The organism is Gudongella sp. QWL-04 (assembly GCF_058683975.1).
Genome location: NZ_CM178754.1, coordinates 252105 through 268952, shown reverse-complemented (window position 1 = coordinate 268952; position 16848 = coordinate 252105). Strand labels below are relative to the sequence as shown.

The 16848-nt window shown below is 43.2% G+C and carries 17 protein-coding genes, 1 tRNA gene and 1 other annotated feature; of the genes, 2 read left to right on the top strand and 16 right to left on the bottom strand.

From position 1 onward, the window contains the following. Positions 1–92: 92 nt before the first annotated feature. The gene (rpoB, locus tag AC4PHB_RS01280; RefSeq protein WP_492136876.1) at positions 93–3821 is read right to left on the bottom strand and encodes a DNA-directed RNA polymerase subunit beta; all 3729 of its coding nucleotides are present in this window, start codon (positions 3819–3821) and stop codon (positions 93–95) included. Positions 3822–4217: 396 nt separating this feature from the next. Between rpoB and AC4PHB_RS01275 the strand changes: the two genes are divergently transcribed. Both AC4PHB_RS01275 and AC4PHB_RS01270 read left to right on the top strand, forming a co-directional pair. Beyond that, positions 4218–5933, top strand: coding sequence for an IS1634 family transposase (locus tag AC4PHB_RS01275; RefSeq protein ID WP_492136875.1), 1716 nt, complete (start codon positions 4218–4220; stop codon positions 5931–5933). 91 nt (positions 5934–6024) lie between these two features. Continuing rightward, positions 6025–7065, top strand: coding sequence for an IS30 family transposase (locus tag AC4PHB_RS01270; RefSeq protein ID WP_492136874.1), 1041 nt, complete (start codon positions 6025–6027; stop codon positions 7063–7065). Between the two features lie 275 nt (positions 7066–7340). On the opposite strand, the gene rplL is transcribed toward AC4PHB_RS01270, so the two are convergent. The 15 genes from rplL to cysS all read right to left on the bottom strand — a co-directional run bounded on the left by rplL (position 7341) and on the right by cysS (position 16830). Further along, positions 7341–7721, bottom strand: a complete 381-nt coding sequence (gene rplL / locus AC4PHB_RS01265) for a 50S ribosomal protein L7/L12 (protein ID WP_492136873.1) — start codon at positions 7719–7721, stop codon at positions 7341–7343. Between the two features lie 29 nt (positions 7722–7750). After that, the gene (gene rplJ / locus AC4PHB_RS01260; RefSeq protein ID WP_492136872.1) at positions 7751–8278 is read right to left on the bottom strand and encodes a 50S ribosomal protein L10; all 528 of its coding nucleotides are present in this window, start codon (positions 8276–8278) and stop codon (positions 7751–7753) included. Between the two features lie 20 nt (positions 8279–8298). Further along, positions 8299–8425: a sequence feature (ribosomal protein L10 leader region), on the bottom strand. Between the two features lie 34 nt (positions 8426–8459). Next, complete coding sequence (rplA, locus tag AC4PHB_RS01255; RefSeq protein ID WP_492136871.1) at positions 8460–9158, bottom strand: 50S ribosomal protein L1; 699 nt, start codon at positions 9156–9158, stop codon at positions 8460–8462. Between the two features lie 46 nt (positions 9159–9204). Then, a complete protein-coding gene (gene rplK / locus AC4PHB_RS01250; protein WP_492136870.1) occupies positions 9205–9630 on the bottom strand; it encodes a 50S ribosomal protein L11 in 426 nt (141 codons plus the stop codon). Between the two features lie 89 nt (positions 9631–9719). Then, complete coding sequence (gene nusG / locus AC4PHB_RS01245) at positions 9720–10274, bottom strand: transcription termination/antitermination protein NusG (protein WP_128426468.1); 555 nt, start codon at positions 10272–10274, stop codon at positions 9720–9722. Between the two features lie 39 nt (positions 10275–10313). Continuing rightward, positions 10314–10526 (bottom strand): preprotein translocase subunit SecE, encoded by a 213-nt coding sequence (gene secE / locus AC4PHB_RS01240; protein ID WP_492136869.1) that lies wholly within the window; start codon positions 10524–10526, stop codon positions 10314–10316. A 25-nt stretch (positions 10527–10551) separates the two neighbouring features. After that, complete coding sequence (gene rpmG / locus AC4PHB_RS01235) at positions 10552–10701, bottom strand: 50S ribosomal protein L33 (RefSeq protein ID WP_128426470.1); 150 nt, start codon at positions 10699–10701, stop codon at positions 10552–10554. Positions 10702–10896: 195 nt separating this feature from the next. Next, positions 10897–12090, bottom strand: coding sequence for an elongation factor Tu (tuf, locus tag AC4PHB_RS01230; RefSeq protein WP_492136868.1), 1194 nt, complete (start codon positions 12088–12090; stop codon positions 10897–10899). Positions 12091–12154: 64 nt separating this feature from the next. Beyond that, positions 12155–12230 (bottom strand) — tRNA-Thr (locus tag AC4PHB_RS01225). A gap of 44 nt (positions 12231–12274) precedes the next feature. Further along, positions 12275–12916, bottom strand: coding sequence for an RNA polymerase sporulation sigma factor SigH (gene sigH / locus AC4PHB_RS01220; protein ID WP_492136867.1), 642 nt, complete (start codon positions 12914–12916; stop codon positions 12275–12277). 32 nt (positions 12917–12948) lie between these two features. After that, the gene (locus AC4PHB_RS01215; RefSeq protein WP_492136866.1) at positions 12949–13470 is read right to left on the bottom strand and encodes an NYN domain-containing protein; all 522 of its coding nucleotides are present in this window, start codon (positions 13468–13470) and stop codon (positions 12949–12951) included. Further along, on the bottom strand, positions 13457–14200 hold the full coding sequence (gene rlmB, locus AC4PHB_RS01210; protein ID WP_492136865.1) for a 23S rRNA (guanosine(2251)-2'-O)-methyltransferase RlmB: 744 nt from the start codon (positions 14198–14200) through the stop codon (positions 13457–13459). Before rlmB ends, AC4PHB_RS01215 begins: the two co-directional genes overlap by 14 nt. Before the next feature lie 25 nt (positions 14201–14225). Then, positions 14226–15002 (bottom strand): FAD-dependent thymidylate synthase, encoded by a 777-nt coding sequence (gene thyX, locus AC4PHB_RS01205; RefSeq protein ID WP_492136864.1) that lies wholly within the window; start codon positions 15000–15002, stop codon positions 14226–14228. 11 nt (positions 15003–15013) lie between these two features. Next, on the bottom strand, positions 15014–15451 hold the full coding sequence (locus AC4PHB_RS01200) for a Mini-ribonuclease 3 (RefSeq protein ID WP_492136863.1): 438 nt from the start codon (positions 15449–15451) through the stop codon (positions 15014–15016). Beyond that, the gene (gene cysS, locus AC4PHB_RS01195; protein WP_492136862.1) at positions 15436–16830 is read right to left on the bottom strand and encodes a cysteine--tRNA ligase; all 1395 of its coding nucleotides are present in this window, start codon (positions 16828–16830) and stop codon (positions 15436–15438) included. Before cysS ends, AC4PHB_RS01200 begins: the two co-directional genes overlap by 16 nt. Between the last annotated feature and the right edge of the window lie 18 nt (positions 16831–16848).

Sequence of the window (16848 nt, the reverse complement as noted above, 5' to 3'; positions counted from 1 at the left end):
TGCTTGCATCCTCAATTTCCTGCTCTGGGGTAATGATTTTATCAGTTGCCAAGGAGCATTCTCTCCTTTCATAATATTATATGAAGCCTTCCTTAATCCAAATCCTCGTCGTCAAAGCCTGGGAAATCTTCCTCTTCGTCCTCTTCTATCAGGAATCCCTTCGGAAGCTCCACAGCTGGCTTTTTGGATTTTGTCTTCGATTTGGACCCTAAGTCAGCGTCCTCGTCCTCATCTTCCTCATCATCGAGGAACAATCTTCCTCTCGCTGAATCATCAGTCAACAGATCGAGCTCCGTCAAGTCATCATCAGTAGATTCCTTGATCGGGATCTCCTCCCTTTGTTCACCCATTACCTTGATATCAAGTGCCAAGCTTTGCAGCTCCTTGATCAGTACCTTGAAGGATTCAGGGATACCCGGTTCAGGAATATTCTCGCCTTTGACTATGGCTTCATACGTTTTGACTCTTCCTATTATATCGTCTGATTTTACAGTAAGGATCTCTTGCAGAGTATGGGATGCGCCGTATGCCTCAAGTGCCCAAACCTCCATCTCACCAAATCTCTGGCCCCCAAACTGCGCCTTTCCACCCAGCGGCTGCTGAGTTACCAATGAATAAGGTCCAGTCGATCTGGCATGGATCTTATCGTCTACAAGATGGTGAAGCTTAAGCATATACATGTAGCCAACTGTTACCGGATTTGCAAACTCTTCTCCCGAGCGGCCGTCTCTAAGCCTGATCTTGCCATTTTCAGGGTAATCTGCTTCCCTGAGGGCTGCCATTATGTCTTCTTCGTTTGCTCCGTCAAATACAGGCGTTGCAATGCTTATGCCCAGTTTTTTGGCTGCAAGTCCAAGGTGGACCTCCAATACCTGTCCCAGGTTCATACGGGATGGTACTCCAAGCGGATTCAATACGACATCCACAGGGGTCCCGTCCGGCATGTAAGGCATGTCCTCCTGAGGCATTATTCTGGAGATAACTCCCTTATTTCCATGTCTTCCGCACATTTTGTCGCCGACATTGATCTTTCTCTTAGTTGCTATATAGACCCTGACCATTTGATTTACGCCAGGAGGCAGCTCATCGCCGTTGTCTCTGGAATAGATCTTTACATCAACGATTATACCAGTTTCACCGTGAGGTACTCTCAACGAGGTATCTCTGACTTCTCTGGCCTTTTCACCGAAAATCGCCCTAAGAAGTCTTTCCTCAGCTGTAAGCTCGGTTTCTCCCTTAGGAGTTACCTTGCCAACTAAAATGTCCCCAGCCTTGACCTCTGCTCCGATCCTGATTATACCTTTTTCATTGAGGTCCTTAAGCATTTCCTCACCAACGTTAGGTATATCTCTGGTTATCTCCTCAGGCCCGAGCTTTGTGTCTCTTGCCTCTGATTCGTACTCCTCGATATGAACTGAGGTAAGAACGTCCTCTATAACGAGTCTTTCATTCAGTAGGATCGCGTCCTCGTAATTATAGCCCTCCCAGGTCATAAATGCGATAAGCAGATTCTTCCCAAGTGCTATTTCGCCCTGATCTGTACTTGGGCCGTCGGCAATTATCTGGTCTCTATCAATCTTTTCCCCAGCCTTAACGATCGGTCTCTGGTTGATCGTTGTACCCTGGTTTGATCTCTTGAACTTCAAAAGCTTATATCTGTCTATCTGATTGTCCGAATCTCTTCTGATCAATATCTCGTTGGAGGTTACCTTCTGCACGACTCCGGAATTTCTTGCAACCACTACGACGCCTGAATCCTTTGCCGCCTTGTACTCGATACCTGTCCCTATTATAGGAGCTTCAGTCACAAGCAACGGAACAGCCTGTCTTTGCATGTTCGCGCCCATCAATGCACGGTTGGCGTCGTCGTTCTCAAGGAATGGTATCATTGCAGTACCTACTGATACTATCTGTCTTGGCGAAACATCCATATAGTCGATGTCCTCAGGGCTAAATATGTCCGCAACCCCTGCCTTGCCTCGAGCAATGATCCTCTTGTTCTCAAACTCGCTGTCCTCAGTCAGTTTTTCATTTGCCTGAGCGATGATCAATTCATATTCTATATCTGCGGTAATATAATCTATATGACCTGTTACCTTGCCATTCTTGACTCTTCTATAAGGAGCTTCAATGAAGCCGTACTCATTTATCCTTGCATAGGTCGTTAGTGAGGTTATCAATCCAATGTTGGGGCCTTCAGGCGTCTCGATCGGACACATTCTACCATAGTGGGAGTTGTGAACGTCCCTCACCTCGAAGCCAGCTCTGTCTCTGCTCAAGCCACCAGGTCCAAGGGCTGACATCCTTCTCTTGTGAGTCAGCTCAGCAAGGGGATTAGTCTGATCCATGAACTGTGACAGCTGGCTGCTTCCAAAGAACTCCTTGATCGAAGCGACTACAGGTCTTATATTTATCAGCGCTTGCGGTATCGCCATCTCCACATCCTGGATGGTCATTCTTTCTCTGACAACTCTTTCCATTCTTGCAAGACCGATCCTGAACTGGTTCTGCAACAGCTCTCCAACGCTTCTGAGCCTTCTGTTGCCTAAATGGTCGATGTCGTCTGTATTTCCAATCCCGTAGAATAGGTTGAATTCATAGCTAATGCTAGCTACTATATCATCGATAATTATATGCTTAGGAGATAGCTCCTTTATTCTGTCCTTTATCGCTGACTTAAGCTCTTCCTCATCAGGATACAGCTCCACAAGCTCCTTCATAAGCGGAAAATATACCTTTTCTCTTAAACCAAGCTCCTTCAAGGAGAATGGAAGTCCAAAGGAATCTCCACTGACAAAATTATTGCTTAATACCTTTATTTCCTTCCCGTCGTCCAGTAGTACCTTTATAGTATTTATTCCAGTACTTTCGATCTCCATCGCCTTTTCTCTGGAAATCTTTTCTCCCTTTTCAAGCAATATCTCACCTGTAGATGGATCTATCACGTCATGGGCAGCTCTTTTGCCGGTTATCCTGCTGTAGAGGGCCAGTTTCTTGTTGAATTTGTATCTTCCTACCTTAGCCAGGTCATATCTTCTTGGATCAAAGAAAAGGTTGTTCAACAGACTCTTTGCACTGTCAACCGTTGGCGGCTCGCCCGGTCTCAGTCTTCTGTATATTTCAAGCAAAGCCTCCTCTTCTGTGGAGGTAGTGTCTTTTTCAAGAGTCGTCAATAGCTGCTCAGTTTCTCCAAGCAGTTCGACTATTTCGCTGTCCGATTGAATTTTTAAAGCTCTGAGAAGAGTCGTTATCGGAACCTTTCTGGTCCTGTCGATCCTGACATAGACGATGTCGTTTGAATCAGTCTCGTACTCCAGCCATGCCCCCCTGTTAGGGATCAGAGTCGATGAATAAAGCCGTTTACCGGATTTATCAATTTCTTCATTGTAGTATACACCTGGGGATCTGACCAACTGACTTACTACTACTCTCTCTGCTCCGTTGATTATGAAGGTTCCCTTATCGGTCATCAATGGCATTTCGCCCATGAATACCTCCTGCTCCTTCACCTCACCGGTCTCCTTGTTTATAAGCCTTACCTTGACCTTCAATGGTGCTGAGTAATTTGCGTCTCTTTCTCGGGCTTCATTCTCATCGTATTTGATGGATTCGCCAATATGGTAATCGACAAATTCCAAAATGAGATTGCCTGTGTAGTCCTGGATGGGGGAGATGTCTTCAAAAACCTCCTTCAATCCTTCCCTGAGAAACCAATCGTAGGAGGATTTCTGTACCTCAATCAGATCGGGCAGATCAAGTACCTCGTCGATGCGGGAGTAACTCATTCTGACCCGCTTTCCAAATGTTACAGGATGTACCATTAAAATTTCACCCCTCATTAAACTAAAATACCCAAAAGCACTCGCTTTTGGTGAAACTTTCTGCCGGTCGTCCAATATAATGGAGCATCTTTTATCGTATAGAATTCCCATTATAATCATTATTATGCAATATATTATATTATCATACAGATATCCTATTGTCAAACGCTATGGCAGCATTATTGAAAAAAAAAGAGACTTTCCTCGAAAGCCTCTTAAGTTAACTATTTTACTTCTACAACTGCTCCTACTTCTTCAAGCCGGAAGTTTGACACTTGCATATTGCAAAACCCATTCAAAAGCTCTAAATAGCTTATTTTTTTTCGCTTTTTTTCATTTTTATATAGCGCACTTTCTCGCACTGTGTTATAATAGTAGTAATAGGAGGTGTTGTGTATGAGACTTAAGGTTAGTAAATCAAAAAATTCTGCTTCGCTTTATGTAATAAAATCCATCTATAATAGTAAAACTCAATCTAATTCTTCTGTGATAGTTGAAAAGCTTGGTACAGAAGCTGAGCTAAGGGAAAAGTTGAATGGACAAGATCCTTACGAATGGGCTAAAACCTATATCGATGAGCTTAATGAAAAGGAGAAAGAAGATACCAGTAAGGTTATGGTCCCTTATTCTCCCACTAAGCTTATTGCCAAAGATAAAAAGCGTTCTTTTAATGGAGGTTACCTGTTTCTCCAAAAGATTTATCATGATCTTAAGCTACATGATATCTGCAAGGAAATTTCTAAACGCCATAAGTTCACCTTTAATTTAGATTCTATTCTTTCGAGACTCGTGTATGGGAGGATTATATTCCCATCATCTAAACTTGCTACATATGACCTATCTTCAAGATTCATCGAGCAACCTGACTTTGATATCCAGCATGTCTACAGGGCTCTTGATGTCATTTCTAAGGAAACTGATTTTATCCAGTCTGAACTATACAAAAATAGCCTAAAGCTTTCAAAGAGGAACACTGGGGTACTTTATTATGATTGCACCAATTATTTCTTTGAGATTGAGGAAGAGTCTGGTTTAAGAGAGTATGGACACTCTAAGGACCACAAACCCAATCCTATTGTTCAGATGGGTTTGTTTATGGATGGCGATGGAATTCCTCTTGCCTTTGATATACATAGTGGAAGAACAAATGAACAGAAGACCCTTAAGCCTTTGGAGAAGAGGATCATCTCGGATTACAAGCTTTCGAGGTTTGTGGTCTGCACCGATGCTGGTCTTTCATCAATTGAAAACAGGAAATTCAATGATATGAGCAACAGAGCATTTATTACAACTCAATCTGTTAAGATGCTTAAGGACCATCTCAAGGAATGGGCTCTAGACCCTAAGGGATGGATGTATGGAGATAGTGGGAAGACACATGACATTTCCAAACTGGATGAGGAGAAGGATTATTTAAAGACCTTTCATAAGGAAAGGTGGTTTAATGAGAATGGCCTGGAGCAAAGACTGATTGTCACCTACTCCCTGAAATACAGGAACTACAAAATGCAGATCAGAGAAAATCAAGTACAAAGGGCTGTGGATGTTATTGAAAAGAATCCTGCAAAGCTTAAGAAGTCGAGTTCTAATGACTACAAGAGGTTCATAGAGAAAATCAATGTGACTACAGATGGTGAAGTGGCTGAGAAGGAACTGCTTAGTATTGACAATACTCTGGTTTCCAAGGAAGCCATGTATGATGGCTTTTATGCGGTATGTACAAATCTGGAAGATGATGTCAGTGAAATAATCAGAGTAAACCACAGAAGATGGGAGATTGAGGAATGCTTCAGAATCATGAAGAGTGAATTCAAGTCAAGACCGGTGTACTTAAGTCGAGATGAAAGGATTCAAGCTCACTTTACAACATGTTTTTTGTCTTTGGTAGTGTATAGATACCTTGAGAAGTCTCTTGGCAACAAGTTTACAACCTGTGAAATTATCAAGGGTCTAAGGGATATGAACTTTTATGAGGTACCTGGTGAGGGATTGATCCCAACCTATGAGAGAAACGACTTCACCGACACATTGCACGATTCATTTGGCTTTAGGACTGACTATCAGATACTAAAAATGAAACAGGTCAAAAATATTTTAAAAGACTCATTGTAAAATCAAATTGAACTAATAAAAATCCATAGTGACCTTTTCTGTTGTAAAATAGTTTTACCACAAACAATTTTTAGACAGAGAGGCGATCACTATGGATAATACACAGTTTACACCAAATCCGCTAAAGAATAAACACCTTACTTTAACTGAACGAATAAAAATTGAGTTAATGTTGAAGGATGGTAAGACATCCTATGGTATCTCCAAGGCTCTAGAACGACCTATAAACACGATTCTAAACGAGATTAAGCGTGGCACAATAGCTCAGATCAAAGCCGGCAAAACTATTTCCGTCTACCTCGCTGATGCTGGTCAGGCAAGATATAAAGAAAATCGAAAGGCCTGCCGCAGAAAATATCAGATCATGGAATGCGAAGATTTTGTTAAACACATTGAAGTCACAATGCTTGAAAATTCATGGTCTGTAGATGCTGCCGTTGGTAAAGCTCGTATCGATGGTACTTTCAGTAAAACCCTCTGCACTAAAACCATCTACAACTACATTGACCTTGGACTCATGGGTATTACTAACTTTCAGCTACCCCTCAAGCTCAGACGAAAGACTAAAGGAAAAATCATTCGCAAGAACAAGAAAATCCTAGGAGAAAGCATCCGCAACCGTCCAGAGCATATTAATGACCGTAAAGAGTTTGGCCATTGGGAGATCGATACCGTTATTGGCTCCAAATCAAAGGAAGATGAAGCGCTTTTAACCTTGGTAGAGCGCAAAACCAGAAATTCACTGGTAAGGAAAATCCCAGGCAAGACGGCAGAAGCTGTAATGTCTGAAATAGAACGTTTGAAAGAAGATTTTGGTAGTGGGTTTTCCAGTGTATTCAAATCCATAACTTCAGACAATGGGTCCGAATTTTCGGGTCTTGCTATCCTTGAAGGTAGTGAGACGAAAATCTACTTCACACACCCCTATTCCTCCTTTGAGCGAGGCACTAACGAGCGTCACAATGGGTTGCTGCGACGATTCATCCCCAAAGGGAAACGGATCACTGATTACAGCCATGATGTCATTGGGCGACTGGAAGAATGGATCAATGGTCTCCCAAGAAAGATATTCGGATATAAGACACCCGAGGAACTCTTTGATGCTGAACTGGATCTAATTTATGCTATATGATTTCTACAACAGTTTTTGAGGTTCAAAGGATTAGTTCAACTTGTTATTGCAATTTAAGAAAATATTTTAAAAATCACTAAGAACTAAAAAAAGTACGCACTTTTTGAGTAAAATGAAAAAGCTTAGAACATAGTTGTTGCAATGTGTTCCAAGCTTTTTTGTAATTTTAACTGTCAAACTCGGGATTATATTATCATACAGATATCCTATTGTCAAACGCTATGGCAGCATTATTGAAAAAAAAAGAGACTTTCCTCGAAAGCCTCTTAAGTTAACTATTTTACTTCTACAACTGCTCCTACTTCTTCAAGCTTAGCCTTCATAGTTGCAGCTTCTTCTTTGCTTGCTGCTTCCTTAACTGGCTTTGGTGCTCCGTCTACAAGATCCTTAGCTTCCTTAAGTCCAAGGCCTGTAAGCTCTCTAACAACCTTGATAACCTTTATCTTCTCTGCACCAGCTGATGCAAGGATTACGTCGAACTCAGTCTTCTCTTCTTCAACAACAGCTGCTGCTGCTACAGGTGCTGCTGCTGCTGCCATTGGAGCTGCTGCGCTTACTCCGAACTCTTCTTCAAGAGCCTTTACTAGCTCTGAAAGCTCTAATACTGTAAGGTTTTTTACTTCTTCAATAAGGTTTAATACTTTTTCACTTGCCATTTTATTTATCCCTCCGATTTTTATTATGCTTACGCACTCTTTTTCTCTGCTATTGCGTTAAGAGCAATAGCCAAGCCTCTGATCGTTCCCTGAAGAACATTTGCGAATCCCTGGATCGGTGCATTGAAGCCGCCCAGTACCTGTGCAATAAGAACTTCTCTTGGTGGAAGCTCTGCAAGGTTCTTTACTCCCTCAGCACTGATTACCTTACCATCTACGATACCGGCCTTGATTTCAAGCTTATCATTTGTCTTAGCAAATTCTGTTGAAATCTTTGCCGCTGAAACTGGATCATTGATCCCGAAGGCAACTGCCGACGGTCCTTTGAGGTATTCATTAAATTCCTCTAATCCTAGCTCTTTGAATGCAAATCTCATCATCGTGTTTTTGTAAACCTTGTAGTCAACTCCAGCATCTCTGTATCTTTTTCTGAGTTCAGTCAGCTGAGCCACATTAAGGCCTCTGTAATCGACCAACACCATTGATTGAGATGAACTGATCTTTTCTTTGATTTCCTCAACTATTTGAGCTTTCGCTTGAAGGGTTTGTTCCTTCACTATTGTTCACCTCCTGATTTCTTCTAATAAATAAAGGTCTCACACGCAGACACGTAGAGACCCAAATAATCGAATTTGTATTATCTCACCTCGGCAGGATATTGAGCCATTGGCACCTGCTGTCTGCGGTTTTTTATTTAATTGACTTTTGAATTATACCAGATGTATTCTACCGTGTCAACTATTCGCTGAGTTTTCCTGGATTGATTTTTACCCCAGGGCCCATAGTGCTGGCAACGGTTACAGTTCTAAGGTATTTACCCTTTGCTGCTGAAGGCTTTGCCTTTATTAATGCCTCTACGATAGCCTGGAAGTTTTCTCTAAGCTTATCAGTTCCAAAGGAAACCTTCCCTATGGGAACGTGCACGATACTAGCCTTGTCAACTCTGTATTCTACCTTACCGGCTTTGATCTCATTAACAGCCTTTTCAATATCGAAGGTTACTGTTCCTGATTTTGGGTTAGGCATAAGGCCTTTAGGTCCGAGAACCCTACCAATTCTACCAACTACGCCCATCATGTCCGGAGTAGCAACTACTACATCGAAATCCAACCATCCTTCGTTTTGGATCCTTGCAACCATTTCGTCTCCACCGACGAAGTCAGCGCCTGCATCCTCTGCTTCCTTAACCTTCTCGCCCTTGGCGATAACAAGTACTTTTCTGGTCTTTCCAGTACCATGTGGAAGGACTACTGCTCCTCTTACCTGCTGGTCAGCATGTCTTGGATCTACTCCAAGCCTTACTGACAATTCTATAGTTTCATCAAATTTGGCTTTGGCTGTTTGTTGAACAAGCTCCAATGCCTCTAATGTATCATAGAGCTTTGTTCTATCAACAAGCTTCAAGCTTTCCTGATAGTTTTTTCCTCTCTTTGGCATAACTTAAAACCTCCTCGTGGTATTAGCGATCAAATCTCCCACATAATTATTGTTCTACTTCTACTCCCATGCTCCTGGCTGTTCCTGCTACCATACTCATCGCTGCCTCTACTGATCCAGCGTTAAGGTCAGGCATTTTTGTCTCAGCTATTTGTCTTACCTGAGCTTGGGTCAACTTAGCTACTTTTTTCTTGTTAGGCTCTTTTGAACCTGACTCGATTCCTGCAGCTTTCTTAATCAGAACCGGTACCGGCGGCGTCTTTGTTATAAAAGTAAAGGATCTGTCCTGATATACTGTCAGTACTATCGGAATGATCATGCCTACCTGGTCTGCTGTTCTAGCGTTGAACTCCTTCGTAAACTGCATTATGTTTACACCATGGGGTCCCAATGCTGTACCTACAGGTGGTGCTGGTGTTGCCTTACCTGCTGGGATTTGCAATTTTACTAGAGCCGTGACTTTTTTTGCCATAATTCCACCTCCTCATTTCATTGTGGTTTAGCGGGAAAATCCCTCCCACTGCACTTCCTATTTATAAAGCAATATTGCTTATAAACCGATTACATCTTTTCTATCTGGTCAAATTCAAGCTCCACCAAGGTCTCTCTCCCAAACATGGATACATAAACCTTCGCCTTGCGCTTCTCCATGCTTATGGTGTCGATGGTTCCGATAAAGTTTTCGAAAGGACCAGTGATAACCTTCACAACATCCTTGGACTTGAAGTCGACCAAAGGCATTACTACCTTCTCCTGAACTCCCAGTGCTCTTACTTCTGAATCGGATAGAGGTACGGGCTTTGACGAAGGTCCGACAAATCCGGTCACTCCCCTGGTGTTTCTTACTAGATACCAGGATTCGTCATTTATTATCATTTTGACGAGAACATAGCCTGGGAACATTTTTCTTTCCTTCAGCTTCTTCTTCCCAGACTTGGTTTCAATATACTCCTCCGTAGGCACAGCCACTTCGAATATATCATCCCTCATCCCTCTGTTTTCCACCATTTTTTCAAGGTTGGCCTTAACTTTGTTTTCATGACCAGAATAAGTGTGGACTACATACCATTTTGCCTGTTTGGCTCTTTCTTCCCTACTTAATTCTTTGTCCGTCATAATGCATAGGACCTATACAGGCCCTTCCCTCCCTTGTATTTAAGAAATAATAAGTGACAAAATACCGCCTATTGAAAGATCCAGAACATACACGACCACAGCTGTAAGGATACTGATAAATAAAACTACGCTTGTGTAGTTGATCAGTTCCTTTTTGTTTGGCCAAAGCACCTTCTTGAGCTCAGACTTCACCCCTCTGAAGTAAGTGGCTATTTTATCCTTGGATTTAACAGTTTCAGCTCCTGCTGCCATTGTTTCACATCCTTACTTTGAGTTATTATTTTGTTTCCTTGTGAGCAGTGTGTGTCTTGCAGAACTTGCAGTATTTTTTCAGCTCGATTCTTTCAGTCGTATTCTTCTTGTTTTTCTTAGTGATGTAATTTCTTTGCTTGCACTCAGTGCACGCCAATGTGACTCTGTCTCTCATTTATCACACCTCCTACCCTTTCCCGATTCCGAAATTCTATGTCAATAAAAGTATCAGGGCACAATATCCCATTATTTTTAAGACTACTAATATAACCTATCATAAATAAAAAATGCTGTCAATAAATTTATTGACCCATTTGAGCCTGCAGGAATCATTAAAAAGACCAGGTCAAAAGACCCAGTCTTTTATGTCTTATTCGTAAACCTTAGTTACAACGCCTGCTCCAACTGTTCTTCCGCCTTCTCTTATCGCGAATCTCAATCCCTCTTCCATCGCGATCGGTGTGATAAGCTCGATTGCAAATCTTGCGTTGTCTCCTGGCATTACCATCTCTACGCCTTCTTCAAGCTTGATGTCGCCTGTTACGTCTGTTGTCCTGAAGTAGAACTGTGGTCTGTAGCCATTGAAGAATGGGGTATGTCTTCCGCCCTCTTCCTTGCTCAGTACGAATACCTCTGAGTCAAACTTCGTGTGTGGCTTTATTGACTTCGGCTTTGCAAGTACCTGGCCTCTTTCGATCTCTGTTCTCTGTACTCCTCTTAGAAGCACTCCTATGTTGTCTCCTGCCTGTGCCTCATCAAGAAGCTTTCTGAACATCTCTACTCCGGTTACTACTACTGTTCTGGACTCTTCTGTAAGACCTACTATCTCTACGTTGTCTCCAGTTTTTACTACTCCTCTTTCTACTCTTCCTGTTGCTACTGTTCCTCTTCCTGTGATTGAGAATACGTCCTCTACTGGCATCAGGAATGGCTTGTCTATCTCTCTTTGTGGCTGTGGAATGTAGGAGTCTACTGCATCCATAAGCTTAACTATCTTGTCTCCCCATGGTCCCATTGGATCATCAAGCGCCTTCAATGCTGATCCTGCTACGATAGGGGTGTTGTCTCCGTCGAATTCATATTCTGTCAACAGCTCTCTTACTTCCATCTCTACAAGCTCGATAAGCTCTGGGTCGTCTACCATGTCTTCCTTGTTAAGGAATACTACTATCTTAGGTACACCTACCTGCCTTGACAGAAGGATGTGCTCTCTTGTTTGTGGCATTGGGCCGTCTGCTGCTGATACTACAAGGATAGCTCCGTCCATCTGTGCTGCTCCGGTGATCATGTTCTTTACATAGTCAGCATGGCCTGGGCAGTCTACGTGAGCGTAGTGTCTGTTTGCTGTCTCGTACTCAACGTGGGATGTTGATATAGTGATTCCTCTTTCTCTCTCCTCTGGTGCCTTGTCTATGTGTGCGTAGTCGATGAATTCACCTGTTCCGAATCTCTTGTTCAATACTAGCGTTATCGCTGCTGTCAGTGTGGTTTTACCGTGGTCAACGTGGCCTATTGTTCCTACGTTGACGTGGGGTTTCGTTCTTTCAAATTTTTGCTTACCCATTTCTTGATCCTCCCTTAATAATATTCTTCCTAAGAAAACTTATCCGGGTGTTTCTAATTTTATATGGAGCCCACGACCGGACTTGAACCGGTGACCTCTTGCTTACCATGCAAGTGCTCTACCTCCTGAGCTACGTGGGCTTACAATATGTTATTTTACTATTGAACTATAGCCTTGTCAATACTCATTCTCCAATTATAAGGTATCTTTCGATTTTCCTTTTTACCCTTTGCAGGGCGTTGTCAATGCTCTTCACTCTACGGTTCAAATCAGTCGCTATCTCCTCATAGCTTCTGCCCTCCACGTAGGATTGGAGGACCTCTCTTTCAAGCGAAGTCAAAAGTCCGGTCAGCTTCTGCTCAATGCTGTCCATCGATTCCTTTCCAATAATAAGCTCCATGGGATCGGTAGATCTACCTGAGCCCATCGTCTCCATCGCACTTGACCTCCCCTCTCCATAGGAAGGCTTGCTCAGGGAGACGTAGGAGTTCAAAGGTATATGTTTTTGTCTTGTCGCAGACTTGATCGCAGTGATCATTTGCCTGGTAATGCAAATGTCGGCAAAGCTTTTGAAGGATGATGCCTTACCGATGTCATAGGTCCTGATAGCCTTATAAAGTCCTATCATTCCCTCCTGCACGATATCATCTCTGTCGGCTCCTACTATATAGTAAGAGTGAGCTTTGATCTTAACAAAATCCTTATACTTGTATATAAGATGCTCAAGCGCAGGAATGCTGCCATCATTAGCCATGGCAACGATCTGTTCATCTGTCTTTGTATCCAGATTCTCCTGTGGTTCGGATACTGTTCTGTCAATACTCATTTCCACTCCTCCAGCAATCAAGTCATAAAATCCTACTTATCCCAGTCTTTCAGCTTGTGGTTGACTCTGTCAGCAAGTCTCCCCAGTTGGATATCATTCTTCATATTTATCTTTTTTCTTTTTCTTGCAACAAGACTCATCTCATCATTTATCTCTGCCTCCAGCTCCCTGGCAGAAAGTCTGGTTCCTCCCCTGGAAAGTATTATCTCCTGTTCAGTCCTGTCCGAGGTTGCAACTCTTATCCTTTTTATTCTTCCAAGCTCATCCAGCATTTTTTCAATATAGTGGTCTGCAAGCTCACTTTCCTTGGTATATACAACAGTTATACCCTTGTACTCCTCCTCCTTGCGAATGCTTCCCTTTACAAGATGGGCATCGAACACTACGATGGTTTCTATTCCTGAATAATGGTGATATTCAGACAGTATTTCCAAAAGCTCAAGTCTCGCATGTTCAAAGTCCACTGCTGCCACTTCTTTAAGTCTGTCCCAGGAATTTATGATATTGTAGCCGTCAACCACCAAGATCTCCTTGTTCTTGCTATTCCCTGCCATGAGATTGTCTCACTGCCTCATAGATCAAAATGGAAGCCGCATTGGATGCGTTCAGCGAAGATATCTTTCCCTTCATTGGAATGCTTACAAGAACATCGCACTTATCCTTTACCAATCTTGACAGACCCTTGCCTTCACCACCGATGACCAGGCCTATTGATCCGATCATCTCAGTATCTGAGTACAACTTCTCGGCCTCTGCATCTGCACCGAATAGCCATAGTCCCTTTGTCTTCAGCTCCTCCATGGCCTGGACGATATTGTTCACCTGAGCGATTTTCATGTGCTCAACTGCTCCAGCAGAGCTTTTATACACAGTCTGGTTCACCATAGCCGATCTTCTTTTAGGTATGATGACTCCATGAACTCCGGCACACTCAGCCGTTCTGATAATAGCTCCCAGATTATGCGTGTCCTCGATTCCATCTAGAACCACGACAAAGGGCTTTTCTCCTCTTGCCTTTGCATTTGCCAGGATCTCATCCACAGTCGAATATACAAATCCTGTGACCAGAGCCACAACCCCCTGGTGTGCATTCCCCTGAGCCATTGAATCCAATTTTGTCTTATCCACCTGCTGAACTACTATCTTCCTGTCCTTAGCGATGCCGATGATCTTTGTTATTGAGCCCTTAAGCTCTCCTTTAAGAACATAAAGCTTGTCTATCTGCTTCTCTGATTTTAACAGCTCGAGTACTGGATTCCTTCCTGCAACATACATTTCATTCATATATTATTCTCCTTCTTCCAAAAGGCTATCTCCGAGCCTCTCTATCCATATCTTCAAAAAACTCTCTTACTTCCACTATTTTCCCACAGGTCATGACTCCCTCAGGGCATGGGCCGTTCACACAGCCTGGGCCGGCATTCTTAAACAGGGTAGGATAAACCTTCTTTACCTCCCTCAGCATCTCGATCCCTAGCCTCCTTATTTCCCACTGCGCTCTGTTGCAGGTTCTTAATGCAAAGAAATTCAGCAGGCTCCTGGCATTCATAGTAACAACTATCTTTGTCTCGCAGGCATTAGGGAATACGTATCTCGCATCCTCGATAGCATCCTTTTCCGCTCTTTGCTTGGCGTCCTTTTCCTTTCTGCCCTGAGCAAGGTAAGCTTCGTAATGCTCTTTGAAGAGCATATCAACCAGCTTATCATATGCTGCCTGGTCAGCCTCCATTGTCTTTATGAACAGCTCCCTTGCCTCAGGATTTCTGTCTATGGATGGAGGGATGATGTACTCAAACTGGTCAAGTCTGACATATCTTTGTGATTGCTGAGAATAGCTGGCTATCCTGTGTCTTACCAGCTGATGGGTCAAAGTCCTGGAAACCCCCTCTATCCCAAATGTAAAGCTCACATGCTCTATTGGACTTTCGTGTCCCAGGTCCATCAAAAGGTCTAGAAATTTATGAACTCTTTCTTCATCCTGTCCCTGCTCTATCTCATCAATTCCGACCGGGGAGTAGCATAGCTTTGCAGCAGAGGCTACAAGCTTTTCGCCATCTGGAGTATATCTTAGCAATTGTACCTTCACGGGACCTCCTCCTATCCTTTGATCTTTTTAATGTCTTCAAACAGCTCCATCAGCCTCTCATCTCTTCCTGAAAGGTAAAGATAGCCCATAAGGCACTCGAAGCCTGTGGCATATTTATAATCGATCAACTCAGCATTTTTAGGCGAGGTGTTGGTCTTTGCATTTCTTCCCTTCCTGACCATCTCTCTCTCCCTGTCGTCCAGCCTATCATCGAGACTGTGGACCAACTCAGCCTGTGAGGCTGCACTGACGTAGCTTGTAGCTTTTTTATGGAGAAGCTTTGCATTTTGGTCCCTGTTAAGGATAACAGTTCTCACAAATAGCTCGTAGACCGCATCTCCAATGTACGCCAGCTGAAGGGGCGAAAGCATCTCTACATCCTCTCTGCTCAGTGACTGGTTCATTCGCCTGAAAATATTAAGCGCATCAAGCTCTATGCTCTTTTCCATTTTACACCATCTTTTGTATCCTCAAGTATGATACCTCTCTCCTTAAGGATATCCCTGATCTCATCCGATCTCTTAAAATCCTTGCTTGCTCTGGCTGCAGCTCTCTCATCAATAAGCTTGATGATCTCATCATCGGGCAGCTCGTCATGCTTTGACAGGATCCCAAGGACCTTTGCAAGCTCCATCAGGGTATTCAGAGCATACTCGATCTCCTTATAGCCTGTGGTCTCGTCGACCTCCGAATTTGTGAACTTAACAAGGTCAAACACTGAAGCAACAGCATCTGCTGTATTCAGGTCATCCTCCATGCTGGAAATAAAGCTGTCTCGGTATGAATCCACTCTTGCAGCGAACTCCTTATCAAGTTCCGAGTCTTTACTCCCTGCTCTTTCAAGGCAATATTCAAGGTGCTTCTTTGCGTTATAAAGCCTCTCAAGACCATTCTTGTTCTGATCCATAACCTCTCTGCTGAAGTTTATTGGAGACCTGTAGTGAGCTGAAAGCAGGAAGAATCTCAATACCTCCAGGTCATACTCCTGGTGGATCTCCTTTATAGTAAAGAAATTTCCAAGGGATTTGGACATCTTCTGGTTGTCTACAAAAAGCATCCCGTTGTGGAGCCAGTAATTGGCAAAGGGCTTACCTGAAAGCGTCTCCGACTGGGCAATCTCGTTCTCGTGATGTGGAAACTGAAGATCCTCCCCACCTGAGTGGATGTCGATAGTCTCGCCTAAAAGCACCTTGGCCATAACTGAGCACTCTATATGCCAGCCTGGTCTTCCCTTGCCCCATGGGCTGTCCCATGAAGGCTCACCTGGCTTTTCCTTTTTCCATAGAACAAAATCAAGAGGGTTCCTCTTGTCTTCATTAATCTCGATCCTGGCACCGCTTTGCAGCTCGTCGATATTTTTCTTGCTCAGCTTACCGTAGTCCTTAGCACTTTCAATGCTGAAGTATACGTTTCCGTCTACTGCATAGGCAGCACCCTTTTTCTCCAGCTCAGAGATAAATTGGACCATCTGCGAGATGTAGTCAGTGGCCTTTGGATGCACCGTATTGTAATCATAGATATTAAGTCCCTGCGCATCCTCCTTAAAGGCTGCTATATACCTATCCGCCACCTCCTTGACAGTTATATTCTCCTCATTAGCCTTATTGATGAGCTTGTCGTCGATATCCGTAAAGTTTACTACGAATTTCACGTCGTAGCCTCTGTATATGAAAAATCTTCGCAGTGTGTCGAATATGACCAATGGCCTTGCATTCCCAACATGGATGAAGTTATAGACAGTAGGTCCGCAATTGTACATCGATACCTGACCCTCTACCACAGGGACGAATTCTTCTTTTTTTCTGGTTAGTGAATTGTACAGCTTCATATGCTTACCTCCTGATCT